This window comes from Streptomyces sp. NPDC001816, from assembly GCF_042892235.1.
Lineage (GTDB): Bacteria > Actinomycetota > Actinomycetes > Streptomycetales > Streptomycetaceae > Streptomyces.
In genome coordinates this window covers 63,905-88,461 of the sequence record NZ_JBIATY010000007.1, presented here as the reverse complement: position 1 = coordinate 88,461, position 24,557 = coordinate 63,905, and the positions used below count along the sequence as shown (strand labels likewise).

Annotated in this window: 23 protein-coding genes and 4 pseudogenes; 15 read left to right on the top strand and 12 right to left on the bottom strand. The window is 66.7% G+C overall.

Annotation, left to right across the window (positions count from 1 at the left end):
• Nucleotides 1-338: 338 nt before the first annotated feature.
• The 4 genes from ACFYZZ_RS25140 (at nucleotide 339) to ACFYZZ_RS25125 (ending at nucleotide 3,588) form a co-directional block, all read left to right on the top strand.
• Nucleotides 339-602 (top strand): helix-turn-helix transcriptional regulator, encoded by a 264-nt coding sequence (locus ACFYZZ_RS25140; protein ID WP_389180012.1) that lies wholly within the window; start codon nucleotides 339-341, stop codon nucleotides 600-602.
• 173 nt (nucleotides 603-775) lie between these two features.
• Nucleotides 776-1,648 (top strand): DUF6083 domain-containing protein, encoded by an 873-nt coding sequence (locus tag ACFYZZ_RS25135; protein ID WP_389180009.1) that lies wholly within the window; start codon nucleotides 776-778, stop codon nucleotides 1,646-1,648.
• Nucleotides 1,649-1,651: 3 nt separating this feature from the next.
• Entirely contained in the window at nucleotides 1,652-2,128 is a 477-nt protein-coding gene (locus tag ACFYZZ_RS25130; protein ID WP_389180006.1) for a hypothetical protein, read from the top strand.
• Nucleotides 2,125-3,588 carry a UvrD-helicase domain-containing protein gene (locus ACFYZZ_RS25125; RefSeq protein WP_389180003.1) on the top strand — a complete coding sequence of 488 codons (1,464 nt, stop codon included), beginning with the start codon at nucleotides 2,125-2,127 and terminating at the stop codon, nucleotides 3,586-3,588. Before ACFYZZ_RS25130 ends, ACFYZZ_RS25125 begins: the two co-directional genes overlap by 4 nt.
• 106 nt (nucleotides 3,589-3,694) lie before the next feature.
• Here ACFYZZ_RS25125 and ACFYZZ_RS25120 read toward each other — a convergent pair whose 3' ends face one another.
• The 4 genes from ACFYZZ_RS25120 to ACFYZZ_RS25105 all read right to left on the bottom strand — a co-directional run bounded on the left by ACFYZZ_RS25120 (nucleotide 3,695) and on the right by ACFYZZ_RS25105 (nucleotide 12,280).
• Nucleotides 3,695-5,737: a protein kinase gene (locus ACFYZZ_RS25120; protein WP_389180000.1), complete on the bottom strand. Its 2,043-nt coding sequence runs from the start codon at nucleotides 5,735-5,737 to the stop codon at nucleotides 3,695-3,697.
• A gap of 821 nt (nucleotides 5,738-6,558) precedes the next feature.
• Nucleotides 6,559-6,810, bottom strand: coding sequence for a hypothetical protein (locus ACFYZZ_RS25115; protein WP_389179997.1), 252 nt, complete (start codon nucleotides 6,808-6,810; stop codon nucleotides 6,559-6,561).
• 224 nt (nucleotides 6,811-7,034) lie between these two features.
• Nucleotides 7,035-7,574: an SMI1/KNR4 family protein gene (locus tag ACFYZZ_RS25110; RefSeq protein ID WP_389179994.1), complete on the bottom strand. Its 540-nt coding sequence runs from the start codon at nucleotides 7,572-7,574 to the stop codon at nucleotides 7,035-7,037.
• A gap of 17 nt (nucleotides 7,575-7,591) precedes the next feature.
• Entirely contained in the window at nucleotides 7,592-12,280 is a 4,689-nt protein-coding gene (locus ACFYZZ_RS25105) for a DUF6531 domain-containing protein (protein ID WP_389179991.1), read from the bottom strand.
• Nucleotides 12,281-12,723: 443 nt separating this feature from the next.
• On the opposite strand from ACFYZZ_RS25105, the gene ACFYZZ_RS25100 reads away from it, so the two are divergent.
• The 8 genes and pseudogenes from ACFYZZ_RS25100 to ACFYZZ_RS25065 form a co-directional block, all read left to right on the top strand.
• Nucleotides 12,724-13,356: an HNH endonuclease family protein gene (locus ACFYZZ_RS25100; RefSeq protein WP_389179988.1), complete on the top strand. Its 633-nt coding sequence runs from the start codon at nucleotides 12,724-12,726 to the stop codon at nucleotides 13,354-13,356.
• A gap of 52 nt (nucleotides 13,357-13,408) precedes the next feature.
• Nucleotides 13,409-13,921, top strand: coding sequence for a DUF402 domain-containing protein (locus tag ACFYZZ_RS25095; protein WP_389179985.1), 513 nt, complete (start codon nucleotides 13,409-13,411; stop codon nucleotides 13,919-13,921).
• Between the two features lie 71 nt (nucleotides 13,922-13,992).
• Complete coding sequence (locus ACFYZZ_RS25090; RefSeq protein WP_389179982.1) at nucleotides 13,993-14,253, top strand: hypothetical protein; 261 nt, start codon at nucleotides 13,993-13,995, stop codon at nucleotides 14,251-14,253.
• An 89-nt stretch (nucleotides 14,254-14,342) separates the two neighbouring features.
• Entirely contained in the window at nucleotides 14,343-14,555 is a 213-nt protein-coding gene (locus ACFYZZ_RS25085) for a hypothetical protein (protein WP_389179980.1), read from the top strand.
• Between the two features lie 179 nt (nucleotides 14,556-14,734).
• The gene (locus tag ACFYZZ_RS25080; RefSeq protein WP_389179978.1) at nucleotides 14,735-15,229 is read left to right on the top strand and encodes a lamin tail domain-containing protein; all 495 of its coding nucleotides are present in this window, start codon (nucleotides 14,735-14,737) and stop codon (nucleotides 15,227-15,229) included.
• A gap of 416 nt (nucleotides 15,230-15,645) precedes the next feature.
• Nucleotides 15,646-16,326: an HAD family hydrolase gene (locus tag ACFYZZ_RS25075; protein ID WP_389179975.1), complete on the top strand. Its 681-nt coding sequence runs from the start codon at nucleotides 15,646-15,648 to the stop codon at nucleotides 16,324-16,326.
• Nucleotides 16,327-16,481: 155 nt separating this feature from the next.
• Nucleotides 16,482-16,919: a hypothetical protein gene (locus ACFYZZ_RS25070; RefSeq protein ID WP_389179972.1), complete on the top strand. Its 438-nt coding sequence runs from the start codon at nucleotides 16,482-16,484 to the stop codon at nucleotides 16,917-16,919.
• Between the two features lie 102 nt (nucleotides 16,920-17,021).
• Nucleotides 17,022-17,749: pseudogene (locus ACFYZZ_RS25065) on the top strand (transposase); the annotation flags it as partial.
• Here the strand turns inward: ACFYZZ_RS25065 and ACFYZZ_RS25060 are convergent.
• Nucleotides 17,737-17,991: a hypothetical protein gene (locus ACFYZZ_RS25060; RefSeq protein WP_389181001.1), complete on the bottom strand. Its 255-nt coding sequence runs from the start codon at nucleotides 17,989-17,991 to the stop codon at nucleotides 17,737-17,739. The pseudogene ACFYZZ_RS25065 and the gene ACFYZZ_RS25060 sit on opposite strands and share 13 nt — an antisense overlap.
• A 262-nt stretch (nucleotides 17,992-18,253) precedes the next feature.
• Between ACFYZZ_RS25060 and ACFYZZ_RS25055 the strand changes: the two genes are divergently transcribed.
• A complete protein-coding gene (locus ACFYZZ_RS25055; RefSeq protein ID WP_389179969.1) occupies nucleotides 18,254-18,931 on the top strand; it encodes a hypothetical protein in 678 nt (225 codons plus the stop codon).
• Nucleotides 18,932-19,200: 269 nt separating this feature from the next.
• On the opposite strand, the gene ACFYZZ_RS25050 is transcribed toward ACFYZZ_RS25055, so the two are convergent.
• The 4 genes and pseudogenes from ACFYZZ_RS25050 to ACFYZZ_RS25035 form a co-directional block, all read right to left on the bottom strand.
• Entirely contained in the window at nucleotides 19,201-19,968 is a 768-nt protein-coding gene (locus ACFYZZ_RS25050; protein ID WP_389179967.1) for a transposase, read from the bottom strand.
• Nucleotides 19,969-20,010: 42 nt separating this feature from the next.
• Entirely contained in the window at nucleotides 20,011-20,634 is a 624-nt protein-coding gene (locus tag ACFYZZ_RS25045) for a hypothetical protein (protein ID WP_389179963.1), read from the bottom strand.
• A 64-nt stretch (nucleotides 20,635-20,698) separates the two neighbouring features.
• Nucleotides 20,699-21,253, bottom strand: coding sequence for a hypothetical protein (locus tag ACFYZZ_RS25040; protein ID WP_389179960.1), 555 nt, complete (start codon nucleotides 21,251-21,253; stop codon nucleotides 20,699-20,701).
• A gap of 164 nt (nucleotides 21,254-21,417) precedes the next feature.
• Nucleotides 21,418-21,878 (bottom strand): annotated as a pseudogene (locus ACFYZZ_RS25035) (transposase); the annotation flags it as partial.
• On the opposite strand from ACFYZZ_RS25035, the pseudogene ACFYZZ_RS25030 reads away from it, so the two are divergent.
• A pseudogene (locus ACFYZZ_RS25030) lies at nucleotides 21,873-21,968 on the top strand (AAA family ATPase); the annotation flags it as partial. The pseudogenes ACFYZZ_RS25035 and ACFYZZ_RS25030 overlap by 6 nt on opposite strands.
• Nucleotides 21,969-21,989: 21 nt before the next feature.
• Here the strand turns inward: ACFYZZ_RS25030 and ACFYZZ_RS25025 are convergent.
• Complete coding sequence (locus ACFYZZ_RS25025; protein WP_389179957.1) at nucleotides 21,990-22,373, bottom strand: hypothetical protein; 384 nt, start codon at nucleotides 22,371-22,373, stop codon at nucleotides 21,990-21,992.
• Nucleotides 22,374-22,510: 137 nt separating this feature from the next.
• Here ACFYZZ_RS25025 and ACFYZZ_RS25020 point away from each other — a divergent pair.
• A pseudogene (locus ACFYZZ_RS25020) lies at nucleotides 22,511-22,796 on the top strand (transposase); the annotation flags it as partial.
• A 55-nt stretch (nucleotides 22,797-22,851) separates the two neighbouring features.
• Here the strand turns inward: ACFYZZ_RS25020 and ACFYZZ_RS25015 are convergent.
• Together ACFYZZ_RS25015 and ACFYZZ_RS25010 are read right to left on the bottom strand one after the other, a co-directional pair.
• On the bottom strand, nucleotides 22,852-22,998 hold the full coding sequence (locus ACFYZZ_RS25015; RefSeq protein ID WP_389179954.1) for a DUF6417 family protein: 147 nt from the start codon (nucleotides 22,996-22,998) through the stop codon (nucleotides 22,852-22,854).
• 386 nt (nucleotides 22,999-23,384) lie between these two features.
• Complete coding sequence (locus tag ACFYZZ_RS25010) at nucleotides 23,385-24,002, bottom strand: NUDIX domain-containing protein (protein WP_389179951.1); 618 nt, start codon at nucleotides 24,000-24,002, stop codon at nucleotides 23,385-23,387.
• Nucleotides 24,003-24,557 lie beyond the last annotated feature (555 nt).

Sequence of the window (24,557 nt, the reverse complement as noted above, 5' to 3'; positions counted from 1 at the left end):
GCGTGACAGGCCAGATGAGCCAGAGCGGCGGACCGCGCGGATGCGGCCTCACACGCAGATGTGCGGGCGGTGCAATGGGCGCAGACGAGGTTCGGCCCGCCTGCCCGTGGACGCAGTTCCACCGTCCAGATCCGCCGCACTGCGGCACCGCCGAACCTCATCGGCCGACCGTCCTCCTGTCTGTCCATGCCGAAGAACCGCAGATGCCTGCAGTCGGGCGTCCTGGGACGGACGCACGGTAGTGCAGATCTCTGCACCGTGACCGCCGCGCCCCTCCGGGACAAATAGTGCAGAGGTCTGCACTGACAGGGCAGATGTCTGCACCGTCGGATGGTGGGGTGACGATCTTCCCGCCCGACCCCAACCTCACCGCGCTGCGCGTCGAACTCGCGCGGCTCAGGGGCGAGCGCGGATGGACCTTCGACGAACTCGCCGAACGCAGCGGCCTGGCCAGGCGTACCCTCATCGACCTCGAACACGGTCGGACCACCGGCAGCCTTACCACCTGGCACGCCCTGGCTCATGCGTTCGGCGTCCCCATCGAACGCTTCCTCGCCTCCCTGTGCGAGGGGCATCCCGCCCCCGACGCGCCACAGCCCTGACCCGGCAATGCCGTCGGCCGCTCGCGGCATAGGAGAGATCACCCGCGCAGGCGAGACGGCATCGAACGACAGATCCACACATCGGGCGTGTGTTCCCTCTGGTTGGGCCGGTCGTGTGACATCCCCGAAAGCCGCCACCAGCCATCAGCGTGGCACCTGGCACGGTCGCCGCTATGCGCTCCCACCCCGCACACACCGACCACCATTGGGATGGCAGTCCCCGTCACGTCCCTCCCCGCCGCTCTCTGCAGATCGCCCCGAACAGTCCCAGCCGCCTGCTGCGCGCCGGGCAGATGGGCCGCTGCCGCTACTGCGGCAACCGCATCGACTGGTACCCGCGGCCCGACGACCGGCCCATCGCCCTGCACCCCGCGGAAGTAGCCAGCGCCGACGTCTCCCAAGCCTGTCGCTGGCACCTCAGCGGCGGCATCGCTCACCCCCACGACGACGGCAGCGGATGGTGCCGTATCCCGCATGCCGCCCTCTGCCCTCAGCAGACCCCTCACTCCCGAGTCAGCAGCCCCCGCCTGACACCGCTGCGTCGCCAACTGGCCCTGCGCTCCCGGCGCCTGGTCGACACCGGTGCCTTCACCCCGGCATCCCACACGCCCGCCACTACAGCCCCGGAAGACGGTGACAAGCAACCCGCCCGGCCCGTCGTCCGGATCCTTCTCGTCGCGTACCTCGGCGAAGGTCCCGTCGAAGACATCCGCTGCGTTGCCCAGACCCGCCAAAGACGCCGCTGCACACACCCCGTCCTCAACCAGAGAAGCCCCGCAGGACGCTGGATGCTGCTTCCCACCCAGCCCCGAAGCGGACAACTCACCCTGCCCGACACACACATGGCCCTCTACGACCTGGGCCACCTGCCCTACGCCGAGCAACTGCGCTGGCGGGCCCAACGCTGCATCATCCACGCCGCCACTCCTACCGCAGCCGATCTGGCCCTGGCCGGCTGGCAGCCCTTCGACCCGCTCCTGCACACCGCCCACATCCACACCCGACTGCCGGCCCCTGCACCGCACCACCACCCCGGTCGCCGGTGACAGATGCCGCACCATGCCCTGGAAATTACCCTCACCCGCCCCCTGGACCAGGCCGAACTCGACACCGCCTGCCGCAGCATGCCGCTCGCCGCCAACCACGACACCACCCGCCTGATGGCCCTCGTCAAAGCCGAGACACCCGACCAGGCCGCACGCCGACTGCGCCGACGACTCAACGACCGGCTGCCCATCGACGTGATCACCACGCACTACCCCGACGCAGAGCACAAGGTGCTGCTCAACGTGGCTCTCCCGCCCGCCACACACGCCGTCCTCACCGCCGAAGCCGGCCGCGACGGCCTGACCCCGGAACGCTTCCTGGAACTGGCCGTGCACCGGGCCCTGGCCCACCACGCCAAGCAGGAGATCGACCGCCTCCACCAAGAGGTACTCCAACTGCTGGCCCACACCACCCCCGCACACCTGCTCGCCGCCGTCGGGCACGCACTCACCCGACTCCCCAAGGACCCCACCCCGTGAAGCCCACCGACGAACAGACTGCCGCGGCCGACGCCTTCCACGCCGGCGAACACCTCGCCCTCCAGGCCGGCGCGGGTACCGGCAAGACCACCACCCTGGCCCTGCTCGCCTGCACCACCAAACGCCGCGGCCGCTACCTCGCCTACAACCGGGCCATCGCCCACGACGCCACCGCCCGCTTCCCGCGCACCGTCCAGTGCAAGACCACCCACGCCCTGGCCTACGCCGCCATCGGCCACCGCTACACCCGCCGCCTGAACGCACCCCGCCGCCCCGCCTGGCAGACCGGACAGGCCCTCGGCCTCACCAAAGCCATCCGCATCGGCGAACGCGACCTCTCCCAACGAGCCCTGTCCAACGCCCTCCTGCGCACCGTGACCCGCTTCTGCCACACCGCCGACAACCAGATCACCCGCCACCACGTCCCGAAACTGCGCGGCCTGGAAGACACAGACCTCCACCGCGAACTCGCCGCCCACATCGTCCCCATCGCCCGCAAAGCCTGGAGCGACCTGCAAAACCCCGACGACGGCGCCGTGCGCTTCGAACACGACCACTACCTGAAAATCTGGGCCCTCACCCAGCCCAAACTCGACGCCGACTACCTGCTCCTGGACGAAGCCCAGGACACCGACCCCGTCGTCGAACAGATCTTCCTCAACCAGCGTGATCACGCCCAGCTCGTCATGGTCGGCGACTCCGCCCAGGCCATCTACCACTGGCGCGGCGCCAAAGACGTCATGACCGGCTTCAACGGCACCCACCTGACCCTGTCGCAATCCTTCCGCTTCGGACCCGACCTCGCCGAGGAAGCCAACCGCTGGCTGCACCTGGCCGACGCCCCCATCCGCCTCACCGGCACCCCCGCCGTACCGACCGAAATCGGCCCCGTCACCAGCCCCGACGCCGTCCTGTGCCGCACCAACGTCGGCGCCATGGCCCACGTCATGACCCACATGGCCGCCGGACACCAAGTCGCCCTGACCGGAGGAGGAGACAGCCTGTACGCCCTCGCCCAGGCAGCACGCGACCTGAAAGAAGGCCGCCGCACCCACCACCCCGAACTGACCCTCTTCCCCTCCTGGGGCGACCTGCAGGACTACGCCGCCCACGACCCCGCCGGCCGCGACCTCCAGCCGCTGGTCAACCTCGTCGACACCCACGGCACCGACGCGATCCTCACCGCTGTCGCCCGGCTCGTCCCCGAACAGGCCGCCCACATCACTACCTCCACCGCCCACAAAGCCAAGGGACGGGAATGGCCGTGCGTCCTGATCGCCGACGACTTCGCCCGCCCCAAGCAGCACCAGCCGGGAGAACCAAGCGATCCCGCGACTGCCCCCGAGCCGATCGACGACGCCGAAGCACGCCTGGCCTACGTAGCCGTCACTCGTACCCGCCAGCGTCTGGACCTTGGCGGCCTGTCCTGGATTCACGACACCCCTGGCAGAGCGTGCTGAGGAGTCGGGACTCAGCCAGCAGCAGGGCTTGTGCGCCCCCGGCCGGTGACGCGGTGCACCCGTAGCCGGCGTACGGGGCGCCAGTTCAGGGTCCGCGAGTTTCTGATCAATGGGAAGAGCGTTCGGGCAACGTGTACAGCAGACCGTCCGGCGTGAGGGCATAGAAGTCGTCGTTGTTCCGTATGATTTCCGGCCGGTCAAACGGTGCCATCTCCGGGGCGCTGTCGCGCGGATGGTGGAGATCCACTCGGGTCCCACGGTCGGCACTGAAGGCGCTCACGTTCCCTTCGTCCGTCATGACAAGGAACTGCCGGTTGGTGTATACCGGGTCGGCAATCACGGCGCCCTGCACGGAGACGCTCCAGCGCTCCTTGCCGGTGCGGGTATTGATTGCCGAGATATGGCCGTCCTGGTAGGCAAGGAGTGCGGTGTCTCGGCTCAGGGTAAGCCGGAATTTCTGGCCCCGGAGGGGGATGCGGGACGCAGTGTTGGTCGCGGTGTTGAGAACGAGAAGAAAGGTGGAATCTGCCTCGCCAGCGCTCCGGTTGCCGAGAGCAACAAGGCCGTTCGCCGACGCCAGGAGATGCAGCTTCCCTTGCAGGACAACGGGCGTTTGGACTGAACCCGTCGAGGGATTCAGTGCGGTCACCTCTGTGCGCTGCTGTCCGCGCACGATCAGGTAAGTCCTGTCCCCGAGCGTTGCGACGGACGTCTCACCGGTGAGAGGCCGCTGCCAGAGCGTCTTTTGGGCCGTCGCGTCGAGGCCTTCGATCCGGCCGCTGGAGATCAGCAGGAAGCTGCCGTGGGACAGAACGATCTGCGAGGGATAGGCGAACTTCCGTGTGCGCAGGATTCTTCCAGTCCTCACGCCCAGGGCCCGGAGCACCGGCTGACCTCCCGCGCTCGTGGCGTAGAAGAGTTCCTCCCCGCGGACGCCGACCAGCGTGGCCTGTCCCTCGTCGTCACCGTCAGGACGGACGCGCTCCCACACCGTCTTGCCGTGATAGACCTCGATGCTGAGGATTCGGCTACCGGCCAGACAGTAGAGGAATGCCCGCATCCCCGATGCGGAATCGCCAGGAACGCACTGCTCTCCGGGAGCCGCCGCGACGCGCACATTCGATACCCAGGGCTGTGCGTTCTCCAGCACGATGTGTGGGCGTTCCGTTTTCGGAGAGGAGGGCTGGTGCTCGTTCGTCATCCCCACGGCGACCAGCGTCAACGGCACGGCAGCCAGGACAGCTGAGGCGGCTGCCCAGGCAGGCACACGCCGGGTCACTACCTGCTTGAGGACGCCCCACCTACGCCGTGCGGACATCCCCCGCCGCACTGGCGTCGGTGGCGGGGCCGGCGGACTGGTGAGCCGTCTCCGTATCGCCGCAGGCGTCGGGCGATTCGGGGGCTCTTTGCTGAGACAGTCGGCCACTAGTTGCCGTAGGCCGTCCGGCACACCCGTGAGATCTGGCTCCTCGTGGACGACCTGGTAGGCGGCACCGAAGGCGCCGTGCGCCTTGAACGGTCCGTACCCGGTCGCCGCGAAGGTCAGAACACATCCGAGGGCGAAGATGTCCGCTTCCGGCCCAACGATGTGGGAGGCTTGCAGCTGCTCCGGTGCCATGAAGGCTGGCGTGCCCACGATGTGACCGGTTTCTGTCAGCCCCCGGCCGTCGGTGGCTTGGGCGATTCCGAAGTCGATGACCCGGGGCCCGTCCTCAGTTAGCAAGACGTTGCTGGGCTTGAGGTCGCGGTGGATCACTCCGGCGCGGTGGATGTCAGCGAGAGCCTGAGCCAGGGAGGCGGCCAGTTCGGTCAGCTCCGCCCCGCTCAAGGGGCCGTTCTGCGACACCTGCGTGTGAAGGCTTTGGCCTGGCACGTAGAGCGTAGCCATCCAGGGCTCCGGTCCCCGCGGGCTGGCATCGACGACGGGCGCGGTGTACTGACTGTGAACCATCCTCGCTGCAGCGACCTCGAGTTCGAACCTCTCCCGGAATGCCTTGTTTTCGGCCCACTCAGGCCGAACCACCTTCAAAGCGACAGGTGTTCCTCGCGGCGAACGGGCGAGGTACACCACACCCATGCCGCCCGCACCGAGGCGCCCTTCCAGTTTGTATCCGCCAACCTCGGTCGGATCGTCGTCGCGCAGCGACACCACACATGCCTCCCTAGGCGCCCGGAGCCGGGCGCCCTCCGGTTTCCTTCACGCACCGACGTTGCGATCGGTTGCGCCCCGCAGACGATCTGTCGCCAACAGGCCTCCAGCTCAGCATTGCCGGAAGGGGGGCGGAGCAGAGTCTCCTCGGGGTGGCCTCAGACATGCACGAGCCCCGATCGCATCCGAGCGCTGGCCAGGCCGCATGAGGTCTGTCCGCCACCGGCCTCGGTACTGGTGGGCTCTCGTATTCAACCGTCGCTGGTTCCTCCTGGGGGCCAGCCGGTCGGTGACCCTACGTGGTGGCCGGGTGCGTCGGCGCCCGTGCTGACGTGCAGCATGAAGCGGGCCCGCCAATCGGTGGGCCCGCCGTCAGAGCGTCGTCAGTGGTGGGTTTCCCACCACAAGATGAGCAAGGTCACTGCGCCACTGCCGAACTTCTGTGCCGCGCCCCGCAGGAACTCACCCGAGACGCTCCGTCCTTGCCGACCGACCCACTTCCGAAGGGGACCCGCAGTCTCCGTGCGCGACCTGTCCCACCGGGCCAGGTGCCTCCACCAGCGGTTCGGGCTACTCTCCTCCATACGGAGTTCCTCCCATCTGTAGGTGTGACGGAACACCGCGCAGGGAGCCCTCCCAACATCGTGGCCTAGGAAACCCGTTGGGACCGCAGGGCTCCTTCTGCGCGTTCGGGGAGCGTACTGCGGGTGGCGTGCTGCCCGTCCAGCACGATGCCGTTGGTGGATCCGAGATCCTGGATCGCGAAGGTCCTTCTGGTCCAGATCTCAGGTGTCGGTTCCTGGCAGTTCGTGCATCAACGGTCACCTCTCCGCGGGGTCGAGGCGGTTGGTGATCGTATGCTCGCCGGGGGCGTACCGGCTCCATGTCCCTGGGAAGAGCCAGCTGGAAGCCGGGTTGGTGGCGGTGTTCATGTTGTCCCGGCTTGCGATGTGCTCCAGTAGCAGGTCAGCGACCGGTGCGGGTACGGGTGAGGCTGGCTCCCCGAGCCGTAGCAGCACGGTGTCGCGGTCGCGGATTACGTCGGCGACGCTGAGCCGGACGATGCGGCTCACGGGCTACGCGTAGAGGAGCACGATGACTCCCGCAACACGCAGACGCGCGGCCACGGTGGTTCCGGCTTCCAGCAGTCGGTCCGGCCTGTCGGCCGGGCGTGGTGAAGGCAGTGCCTCCAGAGGGTGCCGGTCATCCCCGGCCACGGCGAGCGGCGGCGTGCGAGGAGAGGGTTGCTGCTGCGTGGGCCGTTCGCCGGCGCCCTGATGCGCCAGACTCAACAGGTTCAGGGTGTGTGTGTGAACTTGTGGAAGTCATGCGGGCTGGAGGGAAACGTCGATGACAGGATGTCTGAGTGGATGTCGCCCTGGAGTACAGCTGTCAGGTACTCGGCGAAGCCCATCTCGTGGAACTCCCAGCGTTCACCGCGGGCTTCGTTGACCAGTACGGCGAAGTCGGTGGGTTCTTGGCCAGGCAGGATCCGCCAGAAGAGCCATTCACCGTTGTCGGTGGTGGCCCATGGGATGATGCGGCTTCCTTCCGGTTCGAGTTGGGCTGGTTTGTCCTCGAAGTCGAAGATGTCTTCGTAAGCCTCTTGCCGCTCGGCGGCTGACTTGGCGAGATCGTAGTGCTGGTTCGGAGAGGACGGCGCGAGGATGTACAGGTAGCCGTCGACCTTGCCGCCGCCGACGTGCTCGATGAACTCCTTGTAGTCGTCGGGCAGCGGCACCTGGAGTTCTGACTCGATGCCGGACCAGTCCTGCTGTTGTGCAGCGGTGGTGTCTGCTTCCAGGACCTCGATCAGACGACGTACATGCTCGTTCACTGGAGCTGTCCTTTGTTTCAGTTCTTGGGTTCGTTGGGGATGTAGACGCGGTTGGTGCCGGTGGTTGCGCCCTTCGGCATGAACTGGAATCCGTCGGAACCTTGTGCCTCCAGCCAGACACCCTCGGGGATGACGCTGTCTCCCTTGTAGACAGGGGTGGCGGAGTATTCAATCACCTCGCCCTTGTCCACGGCCTTGCGTACCTGGGTCTCGTAGCGCCTCATTATGGGGCTGTTGGCGTAGGCGTGCATGGTGACGAAGTTTCGTGGGTCCTTGTTGGATCCGCCGATCTGGGCGCCCAGAAGATGGGCGCGGTTGTATCCCTTGTCGCTCTCCCAACCGGCCGGGTCGACTCTGGGGTCCGTCTTGCCGCCCATCATGCTGCGGGTCAGAGTGGCGGTGACGCCTTGGGCCCGTCCGCCGGGACCGGGTGCGCGGTAGTGGACACGCCCGCCCCAGGTCACGTCCTTTTCGTCGCAGGGGGCCAGGCCGAGCGGGTCGAACTGCGTGTGGGGGCTGCCGACATAGGCGACAGGGTTGGGTGCGGGGGCCAGGCCGAGGGGGTCGGGGGTGGCGTAGCGCGCGGTTTCCGGGTCGTAGTGGCGGAAGTAGTTGTAGTGCAGGCCGGTTTCCGGGTCGGCGTACTGACCGGGGAACCGCAGCGGACTGTAGGCGGTCGCGTCGGTGTTCCAGGCGGTCGTGCCCCACACGGTGGTGCGGGTCTGCCAGGCGACGTGACCTTCTTCGTCCACGAGCTCGGTGGGGGTGCCGATCAGGTCGGTGACGATGGCGAAGAAGCGGGTGTCGAACTCGTCCTGGGTGCGGGGTCTGCGCTCGTACTGGGCCAGCGGGCGGTATCCGTCATATTCCCAGGACACAAGGGTGCCGGTGGCGGTGTTGGCTTCTTCGGCCAGCCGGGTGCCGTCCCAGGCGAAGCGGATCTCTTCGACGACTTGGCCATCGTCGGCGAGACGGCATTTGGCGGTGCGTCGCCCCAAGGGGTCGTAGCGGTACTGCCAGACGGTGCCGTCGGGGCTGGTGCAAGCCGTGAGACGACCTTCTGGGTCCCAGGTGTAGTGCCAGACGTCCGGCTTGTGGGAGAGGCGCTTCTTGCGGCGCTCGACCACCCGGCCGGCCTCGTCGTAGCGATAGGTGGTGCGCCCTGCGGCCAGTATCCGGGTGCCGTCCAGCGAGCGTTCACCTGCAGCCTCTGGTGCAGCAGGGCTGCTCGGCCAGTCGGCGAAGCTCTGGTTGCCCGCCGGGTCGTAGTGGTACGCCTCGGTCTGCCGTGATCCAGTCTCGGCAGCCAGGGGGCGGCCCAGCGGGTCCAACTGAAACTGTGTGGCACGGCCGGTGGCAAAGTCGCTGATGCCCGTCAGCATGCCGTCGGCGCGGTAGCTGAAGTGCCGGTCGCGCATCCGGCGATCGCCGGCACGCAGCGTCTGGCTGGTCAGCTGCCCCATCTGGTCCCACTGCGAGGTGATCGCAGCATCGGGACTGAGAATGCGCTGGATCTCCCGGCCCAGGACGTCATGTTCGAAGGCCAAGTGATGCGCCTGGCCCAGCCGCAGGCCAATACGGTTGCCGACAGCATCCCAGGCTTCCTCACTGACCGCTCCGGTGGGAGTGGTCCGGCCCGTGCGCTGTCCGAGCACGTCGTAGCGGTAGCGCATGGTGCGCCCATCGACAGTCTCGGCAACGACACGACCGACGGCGTCGTAGGCGAGGCTGAGCTCCGAGGTGGTGGTGCTGGCGTGCTCCAGACGCCCGGCGGTGTCATACGAATAGGCGGTGCGTTGCCCGTCCACGTCCTTGGTGACGAGCCGGCCTACCTCGTCGTAGGCGAACGTCCACGTGTGGCCGTCCGGCATACGGCGTGAGGCCAGCTGCCCGGCCGCATCGAAGACACTGGTGATGCCACGGCCGTCGAAGTCCGTCTCCGCGACGAGATCACCGCGTTCGTTGTAGCGAATGTTCCAGGTCAGACCCATCGGGTTGGTAACAGCGGTGAGCCGCCGCTCGGTGTCATAGCTGAATGCATAGGTGGATCCGTCCGGCAGCACACTGGAGCGCAGCAGATCAAAGGAGCCGTATGCGTAGCGGGTGGATACGCCGAGTGCGTCGGTGTGTTGCAGGCAGTTGCCCTCGCCGTCCCAGCGCCACGTCTCGCGCGTGTCGTCGGCCGCAGTGCGTTCAAGGAGGCGACCCTCGGTATCCCGAGCCATGGTTGTGGTGGCGCCGAGAGCATCGACCATCGAGACAACCCGGCCGAAGGCATCGCGACGGCACACGGTGCGAGATTCGTGTGCGTCGGTGAGGGCCAGCGGTAGTCCAGCCGGATCAGCCTCGATCGTCAGCACCGCCCCCAACGCGTCAGTCACGGTGGCGGGGGCACCCGTTGAGTGGTGGGTGTACCGGGTGGCGGCGCCGTCCGGACCGATCACCAAGGTGCGGTTACCGCGTGCATCGAATTCCTGGTGGATCTGTGACCCGTCCGGGCCCGTCCACCGCGTCGGCAAGTGCAGGTCGTTGTACTCGACGCGACTCATGGCACCGTCGGGCGCGGTGACGGCGACGAGGTCGCCGGCGGCGTCCCACCCCCAACGAGTCGTGCGGCCGAGCGGGTCAGTACGGGAAAGCAAGTGGTCGTAGCGGTCCCACTGCTGGATGGTGGTGTGCCCGAGCGGGTCGGTGATAGCGATGATCTGACCGTGCCGGTTGGCGCGGTAGACCGTGGAGTTCCCGAGCGAGTCGGTGTACGTGACGGTGCTACTGCCATCCTCCTGCATGTCCCCGTATGCCACACGGGAGTTGAGGATGCCGTCGGTGCCGCGGGTCTCGATCACCCGGCCGGCGCTGTCGTACGTGTAGGTGAACTCGGTGTCGTTGGAGTCCCGCCAGCCGGTGACGCGGTGGGCGGTGTCGTACGTGAAGTGCGTCGCGGCGTCGACCGCGTTGTGCACCTCGGTCAGGTCCCCGGCGTCGTCGTAACGGAAGGAACGTATCCGCACCGGCTCGTCGTCGGTGAGTATCGACAGCCCGGTGACGAGGCCCTGTTCGGCGTCGGAGTCGACCCGGACCCGGTAGCCGCCGCCGTGGGTGACGGTGAGCGGCATGTCGTCCTCGTCGCGTTCCACGGTGACGGAGTTGCCGTTGCGGTCCTCGAGGCCCACCAGCCACCACACCTGGTCCGCCGAGGCGGCGGGTTCGAAGTGACGTATGAGACCGCTGTGCGGGTCCTGCACCGTCAGGACGTAGCTGCTGCCGCGCGTGACATAGGTGAGCGGCAGCCGTACGCCCTCGGCCGGGCCGACCCGGTCGCCGGGCAGGTCGGGCAGGCGCGGATAGGCGAGCGCGGAGCCGTCCTCGCGATACCACCAGTACCCGCCCAACGCCTCGTCCTTCTCCAGGCGTTCGTCGAGCGTGGCGGCCCACGACGGTCCGAAGGAGCGTCCCGCGACGTAGCCGGACAGGTGGGTGCGGCGCAGCACCAGCGGCAGTACGCCGGGCAGGTCCACATCGGTCTGGGCGAGGATCATCTGGCCGCTGGCCATGTCGATCGGGTCGCCGCACGTCTCCTTGGCCTCCAGCTCGCGGGCCTGCTGGGACAGCTTCGACGAGTCGATCTTGAGGCCGTCGTCGGGCTTGCGGCCGGATGCGGGACCGGCGCCGTGCCCCGAACCGCCGCCCGCGTCGCCCTTGTTGACGTGGATGCCGTGGGCCCGCTTGCCGATCTCGATGTCGTTGTGCTTGTGCAGTCGGGAGGTGGCCTTCACCCGGTCCGGCACGGTCTCCGTGACGTGCTTGGCTATCTTGCCCAGGGCCTTCTCCGAGCCCTTGAGCGCGCCGTGCAGCACGCTGTCGAAGGCCTTGGTGAACGGATCGCGGCCCTTGCTCCGCCCGAACGCCCCCCTGGCCCGGTTCAGCGGCGAGGACGAGGCCAGGTGCAGCTCGCTGCCGTGCCGCGAGACCTTGCCCGCGCCGTCCTCGAACTCGACATGGTCGATCTTGGTGCTCTTCTGGGCGCCCCCGGTCCCGCCGCCGTCCGAACCGCCGGCCGAGGCGAGCTGCATCCCGCCGTGACCGCCGTGTCCACCGTGGCCGCCCTTGCCTCCGGCGGCGGGCGGCATGTGGAACGCTCCGTCGACCAGGTCGAGCACCATGTCCTCGACCATTGCCTCCAGTTTGGCGTTGATCGGCTCGGTGATCTTGGCCAGGACCTCGTCGACGATGCGGTCCACGGCCTCGTCGATGATCCGCTTGATCGCCTGGCGCATCGCCGTGACCTCGGCGGCGCCGATCAACGCGGACAGACCGCCTGTCGCCACCGCGAGCCCGGCCGAGATGCCCACCGAGGCCGCCATCGCGGCCAGTTCGATCTCGGCCTTGGTCTTCATCCCGAAGATGATGTCCGCGAGCACGTCACAGGCATCGGCGAACAGGCGTGCAAGTTCCGGGAGTTTCTCGAGGTGGCTCGCCTTGACCTGGTTCCAGTGCTTCTCCATCGCATCGACGGCCCAGCCTTCCGAGGACGACAGGATCCGCGAGACCGCCTTGTGCGCGTCGCCGCCATGGCCCTCGAACTTGTCGGCGAAGTCCCGCATGGCATCGGCCATTTCGCGGTAGTCGTCCTCGTCCACGTTCGGGAACTTGATCCCGATGAAGTCCAGGACGTCGTCCAGCCAGCCCGGGATCGTGTATCCCATCCCCGTTCCTCCCCGTCGCCTTGCATACGCTCGCGGAATCCAAGATCACGCGTTGCGGCTGAGAACACTAGTGGGTGGTGGTGACACCCGTGCAAGCGCGCCTACGTTGTGTGCGTCAGCACTGGGCAAGTGTCCATAGAGCCTCGTCGGCTGCCATGTCGCCGGCGGTGCGGTGGAGCACCCGGCCAAGGACAGGCTCTCGCCACACCATTGGGAATCAGTAGCCAGCCTGGGCAGGTCTTTGCTGAACTCATGGCCCGGTGGAAGCCAAGGGACGGTCGTGAGGCTGGCGCACCGGGTCGGTCCAAGCTGTGGCGGGTGACCGTGTGGTGAAGGCCGCGTGGGGGAGTTGTCGCATATGGTCAACGCGCGTAGCGAACCGTGCCAGGACTGCGGTTTTCTCGTGTGAGCATCTCCAACCCCCCACCCTCCTTGGAGACTTCATGCGCCGCGCCGTCTACGGCCTACCCGCAACCACCCTGCTCCTGATAGGCATCTGCGCCGCCCCGGCCCTCGCGGAGCCGCCCCCGCCACCCTCGACGGCAACCGCACGCACAGAGCTGGCCGCGCTCACCGTGGCCACCCCGCATTCGATGGACGGCTACGCCCGGGACAAGTTCGACATCTGGTCCACCCAGCCGGACGGCTGCACCACCCGCCAGGCCGTCCTGGCCCGTGACGGCAAAGACGTGCAGGACAAGCCGGGCAGCTGCCAGCCCTCCAGCGGTTCCTGGTACTCCGTCTACGACGACACCACCGTCACCAACGTCGCCCAGGCCACCATCGACCACATGGTCCCCCTGGCCGAAGCCTGGCGCTCCGGCGCCGACACCTGGACCACGGACCAGCGCAAGAACTTCGGCAACGACCTCAACGACCCCCAGCTGCTGATCGCCTCGGAGTCCGCCAACTCCTCCAAGTCCGACAGCGGGCCGGCCGAATGGAAGCCCACCAACCACGCCTTCTGGTGCACCTACGCCAAGGACTACACGCACATCAAGTCCGTCTGGAAGCTGACCACCACGGACGCGGAGAAGTCGGCGCTGTCGACCATGCTCGACACCTGCACCAACTAGTGCTACGACCGGGACGGTTCACCGGGGAAGCGTGCCAAGTAGTCTCCTGATCATGACTGCTGCCGAAGTTCTCGTCTCCGTGCACAAGTTTGACGGCCACCTGCATTGGCATCATCCGATGGTCCGTCTTGGTGAGGACGAGTACGGAGTGTGGCTGGGTGCGCGTGTCGGTACGGTCTACAGCAAAGGCGGGGTGGGCCCGGTCTACGCGACCGAGGAGCCGCGGGTCATGCTCTTTCCGCGCGATGTCTGGTGGACCGCGCTCTTCCAGGCGGCTCCTGCGCGCCTGGATGTCTACTGCGATGTCACCACGCCGTCCCAGTGGCCGAACCCGGCAGAGGTCACCATGGTCGACCTGGATCTCGATGTGTGTCGGATACGGGCGACGGGTGCCGTCTTCATCGATGACGAGGACGAGTTTGCCCGTCATCAGGTCCAGTACGGTTACCCGCCGGACGTGGTAGCGCAAGCCACTGCGACAGCCGAGTGGCTCAAGGCAGCGCTGCGAGACAGCGCAGAGCCTTTCAGCAGCCAGTGCCACATGTGGCTTGACATGGTCGGATAGAAGCTGTGCGAGAACCTGGGATTCGAGGGTGCTCCATACGTGGCTGCTGTGCTTGCTGTTGAATGAGCTGAATGAGTGAGGCTGCTCTGCGACTTCGTCAGGCCGTCCGACGTATCCAGGACGCCACCCGTGAACGTGCCACCACGGGCCGTGGCCCGGAGGAAGCTGACGACGTCGTCGGCACGTTCGCCACGGACGGAGCGCTCGGCTTCGATCCGTTCCCTTTCCTTCGGGCTCTGCATGAGGCCGGTTCGCATGCGGTGGTCATAGGTCAGGTCGCCGGCATCATGCACGGCTCGACAGAGCTGACCGGCGACCTCGACCTGCTGTAGGACGGCACGCCCGAGCAGGCGCGCGTCCTGCGCGAGGCCCTGACCACCACGGGCTGCACGGACCTGCCCGACCTCGACCGGCCTACCAGGTGACTGGCGCCGACGGTGACCTGTGCACACCCGACCTGCCCTGGGGCGACATGGACATCACCCCCTGCCTGGCCCGGGCGGTGAGCACCCACGACCCGGCGGGCTTCACCATCCGCTACGCCGCCCTGGACGACCTGATCCGTATGAGGCGATCCCTAGGCCGTCCCAAAGACCACCGTCGCGCGGACGAACTCGAGCGCTTGCGCCCCTGAGGGGCTGCGCGAGAATCTTCGTGACGTGGGCCGGGCGGCGTGGAGCAGACCCGGCAGCGGCCGCGATACCGCCGAAGACCCAAGCATCCTTCACGTCTCCTCCGTCAAGCCGTCACTTTCCAGACACTTCCTGTGTAAGCTCCTGGCGCTCCATTCGCACCACTGAGGGGGGATTCCTCATGCGTACCCGCTACGCCCTGGCGGCCGCCGTCACCGCCGCCCTGACTGCCATGCTCACCGCCGCACCGGCACAGGCCACCGAGTACACCTCAGCCCTGAAGATCAAGGGCGTGCAGTACAACGCACCCGGCCCGGACTCCAACCGGTGCTCCGGAGGCAACACCAAGGACGAGTACCTGACGATCAAGAACTACTCGCGCAGCACGACCGTCAACCTCAAGGGCTACGTCGTCAAGGACGCCACCGGCAACCACTTCACCTTCCCCACCAACCACTACCTTCAGCCCGGCGACTACGTGAAGCTGCGCGGGGGCCACGGCACCGATTCCGACGCCCACAACGTCGTCTACCGCCAGAACTGCAACTTCATCTGGAACAACGACAAGGACACCATCTACCTGTACAAGCCCTCTGGAGCCCACGCCGACACCCACTCCTACACCAGCCACGGCTCCGACCCGGACGGCAACGGCTACATCACCTACCACGGCTGACCACACCCCACCCATGACGAACAGCCGGCCATACCGCCAGGCGGGGCCGCACCCGTGCGGCTGCAGCGACTGGTCGCCGTAGCCGCTGGCCGCTTGGACGCGCCGAGGTGGCAGTGGCCGGCCATGAACCTATGACTCAAGATCGGGGCGACGAGGCCGGGCAGCGCTCGCCCGGGATGGCGGTGTACTGGCGTTCGGCGACTTCGACAGTCTCGCCAGCGCTCTCGCGTTACGGACCGTGCGAATCGTCCTGGCCTGCTACGAGGCCGACTGGGGCCGGGAGGGCCATGGCCGACTGGCGCCAACCGCGATGGCGCAGTGTACCTTCGCCCGCCGGCCAGGGTGGCGCGGATGACGAGGATAAAGTCGGCCCTCCGATGTCACCACCAGCGTGACCGCAACGGCAAGGAACGACAGTGAGCAATCCACGAGTTGAACTCGGAGCGCCGCAAGCGGTCGCCTTCTTCGACGTCGACGGCACTCTCGTCCCGGGGACCTCCTCGGCGATCTTCCTGGCCGAGAAGCTCGGCCACGCAGACCAGGTAGCCGAGGCCGAAGCTGCGTGGGACGCGGGGCTCGTCACCGCCCGGTACGTGGAGGAACTCGATGCACGCGGCTGGGCCGGTACGAGCGAGATTCAGGTCCGCAAGTGGCTGACGGAGCTCCCCCTGGTGCAAGGGATCGCGGAGGCCGTCGACTGGTGCCGGGATCATGGTGTGGTACCCGTCCTCGCGACCCTTGCCTGGCGTCCGGTGGGCTCCTACCTGTGTGAAATCTTCGGGTTCGAGGACGCCTGCGGCCCCCGGCTGGAGACACAAGACGGTGTGTTCACCGGGAGGGCGCTCGACTCCTACGACGACTACGTGAAGAGAGACTTCGCCCATCGGGTCGCGACTCGCCATGGCCTGTCGTTGGACCTATGCGTGGCTGTTGGTGACAGCAGGTCTGACCTTCCGCTCTTCGACGATGTCGGCTGCGCGATCGCCTTCAACGCGGATTCGAAGGCGCGCTCCCGCGCGTACGCTGTCGTCGACAGCGGCGATATCCGTGACGTTCTGCCGGTGCTGAGCGAATGGGTCTCTCGGTCGCCCGTCTAGCTTCGGCCTTTCATCAGAGCTGACCAACGGTTGAGTCGCGGGCACCGGTATGCCCCATGACCTGCTGCAATGCTCTGACCGCCGCCACCGATGGCGACTGATGCTCGGCACTTGGTGGGTGACGTGCCGGTCCGCCCTCTGGAACGCTATGCGGCGTGGATGCTTCGCAACTCGCCGCCGAGGACTATGCGTCTGCCGATCGTGCGCAGCAGCTTCTGGCAGACCGATTCAACGGTGCTCCGAGCCTCTATCGTCAGATGAAGTCCTGGGAGGACTTGGTGATAAATGTCGAGAAGGGCTTCGACACCACGTGGATCTGGGAATACCACAGCGACCTGGCCTGCCGCGACTGGCTCCACGACGCCTTGCCGATCCTCACTCCGGCGATGCAGATGCTCTGCCAGAGGCGAATAGAAGAGTTGGATGCCCGCTACCGGGCCGCAACGGGGCCGGCCAAAGAGCTGAATACGCCGGTGACCCGACGGTCCGCGCGGGACCGGTGGTGGCATGACCGCTACCCGCTGCTGATCGATCATGACGAGGACACCCCGCTGCCGCCGTCCTGGTCGCCGGCGCCTACGCGCATCGCCTGAGTGCTTGTCCGCCACCTGGTCAGCTCAACAGGAAATGCCTCTGACCTGGGACGATAGGGCTACTCTGGAGTCCATGTCGTCGCAGGAAAGAGCACTCTCCAGGTGAAGAAGGGCAGCTGGTCGTACCCCTCTGTCTACGTTCAGGGCAACGGCCGGGCGTGGTCTCGCAGGGCGGTGCGGTGCTGATGGCGGAGACGGCCCAGCGGATCGGCTTGGACACGGCGTTGTCAGCAGCGCTGGCACCGTCGCGCAAGCTCAGGGCGGTGCACGATCCGGGCAAGGTCCTGCTGGACCTCGCTCTGGCGACCGCATTGGGGGGTGACTGTCTGGCGGATGTGGCGATGCTTCGGGCCGAGCCGGAGGTTTTCGGGCCGGTAGCTTCCGACTCGACCGTCTCTCGCCTCATCGATTCCCTGGCTGCGGCCGGGCCCGGGGCCCTGGCGGCTATACGGCGGGCCCGGGCCGAGGTCCGCGAGCGGGTGTGGAGGCTGGCCGGGCACCAGGCCCCGGACACCGGCGGCGAGGTGGTCGTGGACATCGACGGGGTGCTCGTTCTTGCGCACTCCGAGAAGGAGGACGCGGCCGCGACCTGGAAGAAGACCTTCGGGCGCCATCCGCTCGACGCGGGTGGTGACCTTGTGGTGGGAGGTGTGTGTTCCTGCTTGCAGGGCGGGAGTTCGGCCTGGCCTTCTCCCACGGCGGCAGGGTGCCCGCCCACCGCTTGCGCAGGGCAGCTACAGGAACAGGCCTTTCGAGCTCGTCAGGATCGACAAGCCGGCCGAGGTGCGCGCCAGCCCCGTTGCCTGCGTGGGCACGACTACGTGATGTGGGGCCTGAGTTCGGCGGCCGCCTTCGGCCTGCCCCACTTGCCGTTGTACGCCCACCACTCGCTGGTCTGGTGGAAGTTGGTGCCGCTGCCCGGGGCGAGGTAAACGGGCTTGGGCTCGTTCCCGTCGGTCAGGACGGCTCCCGCGAAACCGTCGTGGGAGTTCCCGAACTCCTCGCTCATCCACGCCATGAAGACCTCCCTGCCGATCGCCGGACACGCCGTGCCCACCACTCGTGACGTCATGCTTCCAGCCGAGAGCGCAGGCCATGGCCGGAACTAATTGAAACGCCCCGGAAGCCTGGCCGCCGCCGACAAGACCCTGCTCACCGCGAAGCGATCATTGTCACCGGGAGGCCGGGCACACCCACGCCGGTAGACCGGCGAACACAGGTCCTCGCAAAGCCGGGAGTAGCCCCGGGAGAGGTTCGGGCCCGACCCTGGCGGTAGGACGGTCCTCGAGCGGGGGAGCATATGCCCGAGTGTCACGCTTTCGTGAGGGGTCGTCATGGGTTCCATCCGCCGCGCCGTGCCGCCGGTGCTGCTCGCCTGTCTGCTGTTGGCGGGTTGTTCGTCGGGTTCGCTCTCCGACTCGGAGAGATCCGGGAAGAACGGGAGTCCCCCGGCCGGGCCGTCGGGTGCCGCTGCGCCCACGGGTTCGGCGGGGCAGGAAATCGCGGTGGGTGCCGGGCCGCAGACGACGTACACGGTGCAGCAGCAGCCGCCGGCGGGCAGCTGTCACTACCGGTACGAGAACGGGGAGCCGCTGGAGGACACCAAGTGCACGCCGGGTGCGATCTCCCCGGCTGTCACGCAGGCGAATCTGAAGTCGACGATCTGCCGCAAGGGCGGCTACACCGGGGACATCCGGCCGCCGGAGTCGGTCACCCGCAAGGAGAAGGTGCTGAACGCCGCCTCCTACGGCTACACCGGACGTCTCAGGGACGCGGAGTACGACCACCTGATCAGCCTTCAGCTCGGGGGAGATCCCAACGACTACCGCAACTTGTGGGTGGAGCCCGCGGACCCCGGCCACAAGCCGGGAGTGGGTGTGAACAACAAGAAGGACCCGGTGGAGACGAAGCTCCACACCGCGGTCTGCAACGGCAAGGTCCCCCTGGCCGCCGCTCAGCACGCCATCGTCACCGACTGGACCACCGCGCTCAGCAGCCTCGGCCTCGGCTGAGCACGGGAGGTTCGGTCCCGTCGTCGTATGCGCCCGGTCCGGTTCGGTTCACCACCATTACGGGAACAATTGTCGACGCCGGCTGCGCCGCATCCGGGCACAGGAACCCCCTAGGGCGCGGGCCCCGGACTGTTGGTCCAGTGGGGTCGTTCAGGGTCGGTGAGGCGTTAGCTTCTGGTTTAACGTCTGCTGCCATCTTCGGCTAAGGGCTGTCCCGTAACGATCTTGGGGGCGGGGGCAAGGTGTCTGTTGCTGCACTATCTGTTTGCCTATCCGGCGAGTGTGAGGTTGTGCAGGCGGGCGATGCCGAGCATGGCGTGATGGACGCCGTCGCCTTTGAGTCGGCAGTCGCGGAGGATCTTCCAGCCCTTCATGCGGGCGAAGGTGTGCTCGACGCGGGCGCGGACCTGTTTATGGGAGCGGTTGTGTTCCTCCTTCCAGGCTGGAAGTTCCTCTCCTTTGCGGCGCCGATGCGGGATGACGAGGCCGGTGCCTTGATAGCCGCCGTCGGCGATGGTGATCGTGTTGCCGACGGCGGCCTTGGCGCCGGATTCCTCCCAGCCGCGTGAGTCGTGGCGGTTGCCCGGCAGGGGCCGGCCGACGACCACGACCAGGTGGGTGTCGGCGTCGATGACCACCTGATGGGCCGTGGAATAGCGGTAGTTCTTCGACTGCTCGGCCACCGCATGGTCGCGGGTGGGCACGAGGGTGCCGTCGACGATCAGGACGGTGTCCTTACTGAACCGCTTGCGCGGCTGCAGCGCGAGCAGTGGCCCAAGATGGTCAATGATCCGATCTGCCGCCGACTTCGAGACACCGAACAGCGGAGCGATCTGGCGCATGGTCAAGTTCGTCCGCCAGTACACCGTGACCAGCAGAATTCGGTCCTCGAGCAGGAGCCCCCAGGGCCGTCCGCGGTGGAGCTCGGCCGCGGTCTCGCGCCTCACAGCGGTCACCAACTTGCCGAAGCAGCGTGGGCTCAGCCCGGTGAACGGGGCTATCCAGGACGGCTCCGACGCCGTGATCACACCAGCCACACGAAGATCATCTCAGCCGTGGCCAGCCGTTCGTGAGCAGGTTCAACTGCCGCTCAGGGGTGAGTCCCATGCGGGATCGTGCCACGATCTGTTCGTCAAGCGAGCGAGTAGATAGTCCGCCGTGCTGGAAGCGGTGTCCTGCGGCGCCCCGACCGCGATGAGGGCGGTGCTGACCCTCGCAGAGGCACCCTCCGAAACGTCCGGATCGCCCAGGAGGGGCAGGATCAGCAGGAGGCGGGCGGCGCAGTCGTCGACCCCGGCGGCCCCGGGTGCTGGATTGTCCGCGATCCTCACAAGGTCCTGCCACGTCAGCCCGGTTCCTGACAGTTCCCCTTCCCAACCGGCGATCCGTTGCACGCCGCCTTGGCCTTCGGGGACGAGCAAGAAGTCGGTGCCGTAGTCGCCGACCAAGTTGCGGTAGACCACGACGATTCCGGGGCCACCCGAGGCCGGCACCCGGAACACAGGCCACCAGTCGGGGTCCATGAGGGTCTCGGACAAGGCTTCAGCATCAGCGCCATCATCGCCGAACCACTCCGGGGTGGGACGCTCAACGCCCGTCCCGCCAGCGCAAATCTCCAGTAGGTAGTTCGACCAGAACCCGGGGCGAGTCAGCAGAGACTCCCCGGCAGCCAACGGGCCGTCGTCGTATCCCTCGATCAGCATCCCGCAAGCCTGTCACCTGCCGCTGATCAAGCTCGCACCGGGGACAGGAGCAAAGGCCCATCCGTTACGGGACAGCCCTTAGCTGAGCGTGAAGATCTGTCGGCGCATCGTCAATTTGCGGTGACACACCGAGGTCACGGCGCATTGCGGTCCTCATGGCCCGGAGCATGCCCCAGATCTCTGCCTGAGCCCGGGCCGCAGTGGCCAGCGTCTCCCCTGGTTCGGGCTCCCCTCGCTCAAGGCGTTTCACCTGGCCATAGACCTTGTTCAAAGCCTGGTTGACTGCGCTTGCGCGTGCGAGCACCGCGTCGGGGGCGATCATCTGTGCTTCGGAGTATCGATCGCGATGGGCTCCCTTCGCTTCATCGAGTGCACCTCTGTCGGATTCCTCGATACTGCGTTCCCGCATCACGTGCAGATGGTGGTTGAGCGCCGTGGTGAACTGACGTGCATCCCGATTGAGCTCCGCGTAGCAGGTACGTCGGAGATGAAGGTTCTCGCGGCTCTCCTCGTGACCGCGAACCAGTTCTATCTCCCGACGTTTTGCCCGCTCGGACGCACGTTGGGTAAGGAACGATGCCCCAAGCGTTCCAGCCACACCTGTCACAGCGATGATCACAGAGCCGAGATCCACAGACCCCCCCGAAGCCGTTTGTGATCCCATCACCGTTGGTCTCTGGCGGACTGTCAAGAGACCAGGTCGTTGATGCGCCGGGGTTTGGTGCCAACCTTGTGGTGGATGAGGCGGCTGTAGGCCTTGCCGGTCGCGAGGACTCAGCCCCCGTCATGGCAGGTGGCTGGGTGTCGGTTCTTCGAGCCCGGCGGGCGGCCGGGACCGGGACGGGACGGTTTCGGTGCACCGGCTGGGGAGCCGGTCTTCACACGCAGGTTTCTGAACCCCCTCCGGACGCGGGCGGGCGTCACCTGTCGGCCGCCTTCGAGCTGCGCAGCCGCGGCTTGGTCCACCCAAGCGTCTGCTTGAACAGGCGAAACGTGTGCTCCAGATCGAATCTACGAAGGAACGACTGCCAGCAGCGGTCGACGTCTGCGACGGTGGCACCAGTACCGGACCACCACAGCCAGACCGACTTGTTCAGCCCCCCGCTGGGCAGCTTCTCCACGGTCAGCCGGATCACGGTGCCCTCGATGACGGGCAGCGGTCCGTCGTGGTCGATCCACGCCGCGCGCCGGGTCAGCCTCGGGTGCAGCCGGTCCCACGCCTGCGCGGCTGCCTTCCCATAGACCACTGCGGCGTCATCTCCATCAACGGCCCCAGCTACCGCCTCAAGAACCGGCTCGCTGCCATCGAACGAGACCGCGACGACGCAGCCTGAGCCACCACCGCGTCAGATCAGTCATCCGAAGCAAAGATCAACGTTCTTGTCGATGCACACACGAAGCACGGCTGAAAGCCGCCGGGCGTCCTCGATGTGACTCTCCACGCCTGCATCGAGAGGTTCCGACACCCACCGCCCGAGGATCGCCTCCAACCTGGGGCGAACAGCGGCGCAGTCCTGGGGGGACAGATCCTTGCTGTGATCGTCTGGATGATTGAGGAACGGTTCCAGCTCGGTTGAGACCTCTGTCCATGGCCGGTCTCCGCCGAAGCCGATCATCTCGCCGAGGACGAAGCCTTCAACATGAGCCAGCTGGCGACGGAACTGAGCGAAGCCTCCATACGAGAAGCAAGCGTCCGGTCCATCGATGTCACCGTCACCGGGAAACAGACACAGCCCCATGGCACCCCTTCTTTCTGGATGCACATGATCGGCGCCTGCGGGCATTGATGGCAACGGGGTATCGGGCGGCCTGCCGCACTGACCGTCAACTCGCCGAGCCTGGTGCAGATATCCCCGTACGCCGTGGAGCACTCAACGGAGTACGGGGATACACGGCCTGGCGCCGTCTGCGGGACTGGACGGAGGCTGGTGTCTGGCCCCGCCTGCACGAGATCCTTCTGGCTGAGCTGCGGGCAGCAGGCCTGCTGGACATGGATGATGCGGCTATCGATGCTTCACGCGTCAGGGCCTTGAAAGGGGGCTCACGTTGGGCCTTCGCCGATCGACCGTGGCCGCCCGGGTTCCAAGCACCACGTGATCGTCGATCGCCGAGGCACCCCGCTTGCTGTCTCGCTGACCGGCGGAAACCGCCACGATGAAACAGTCCCGGCACGGCCGCTGTCTGACGGCAGCGGATGGTGCCAATGCGGTCCGTGGGTCAGGTGGCCGAAGGGATGCGCGCGGCGAGTCCACGGGCCAGCCGTCGCGCCGTCCCTGCCTGGTCGCCTGTCTCTTTCCCGAGCTGCAGCAGGATCGCCAGCACCCCGTGCGTCTCATCAAGGGTCAGAACAGACAGGCCCTCCACGGTGGCCTCAGCCGGAGCGACGTCGACGTGGCGAACTCGAAGACCTCGTCGAGGCAGGCATCATCCACGCGCCTCCAACCGAATCTTCTGTGCTCCGGTTACGCGTGATCGTGCTCGGGCCTACGCCCTTGGTTGCGGCGCTGTGGTGCCGGCCGGGTCGATTGGGGATCGCTCTGATCGCGGCCCGGATCGTTGTCATGCTGTCGAACAGACACAGCGTGTGGTTTGTCGGCGGTCACACAGTTCTCCACTTACGACTGCTCGAGCGTCACGTAATCCCCCACCCCCGCAATCAGGGCTCCCCATGGGGACGGCGGACGTCAACCGTGCCGGTGTCGGTTCCCGGCGTGGTGGGGCGGTGTGGCATCGCTGACAGTCGGAGGAGGCTACCCGTGATGCCTTCTGGTGCGGGCCTGCTGCAGTTTGCGGGTGAAGCGGTGCATGTGGGGGTCGAGCAGCTCGGCCGGCTCCTTGAGTACCTGCTCGTCGGTAAGCCACCGGATTGCGTTGAACTCGCCTTGGTCGTAGGAGGTGATGGTGTGGGCGTCGGCATTGAGGAGGTACCAGAGGGATACGTCTGTGTGCGGGCCCTGTCCCCGCGTTCGGGTGACGGTGAGGAAGAGGGGATGCTCGCCGGTGACGGGCGATGCCATGGCCTCGATGCCCAGTTCCTCATGGCATTCGCGGACCACCGTGGCCCACGGGTCCTCACCCGGCTCGACGTGTCCTCCGGCCGGCAGCCACAGGCCCGCCTTGCGGTGCGCGACGAGCAGCAGCTGCTTGCTCGTGTTGTCAAGGACGACGAAGTAGCTCACCAAGTGCATCGCCGGGACATCCGGTTTGCGTGCCCGGTAGAGCGGGGCTCCGCCAGCGATCCACTGTGTGGCGGTCTCCAGATGGGTGCGCTCCAGGTCGTCCCACGGTTCGATGGCACCGACCAGCTCGAGAAGGCGGGCACGCGGCTGCTCGTCAGGGGCGGTGAGTAGGTGGTCAGTTGAGGTCATCTGCGCATGCTGGCAGGAGCCACTGACAACCGTGCTCGACGGACGCCATCCACCGTAAATTACGTGTCCAACGCCCCGGGGAATCGCGTGACCGTTGATGTGGTTGTCCGGCCGTCACATGGTCGAGGTATTTGTCCTGTGCCGTACCAACGTTGATCTGCCCTCCGCGCATGGCTGTGATGGAGGCTTCGGGGTGGGGTGTTCGAAGATCTCGTAACCGCGTCCCCGTGGGTGTGAAGGACGAACCATACCGAGTTTGGCAGGTCCCCCAGGACGCCTTGCGCGCGCTGTTGATCATGTCCTGTCTGCGTGTTGGGGGTGTCTTCGTCCTGCTGGTCCGGCCTGTGTGTTGTTTCTGTGAACGTCCTGCTTTACGTGTAAGGGCTCGGTGGCTGAAATTCATCTGTGCAGGTCAGGGTGATACTGGACTTGACGCGTGATCAGTCTCACAGTCGATTGACTGCTCCTGGTAACCGGATCTTTACTTTGCGGGACCTTTACAAGATTCATACTCGGGGGGATTCGGTGAAGGCTGAGCGGGCTGGTGTGACGCCG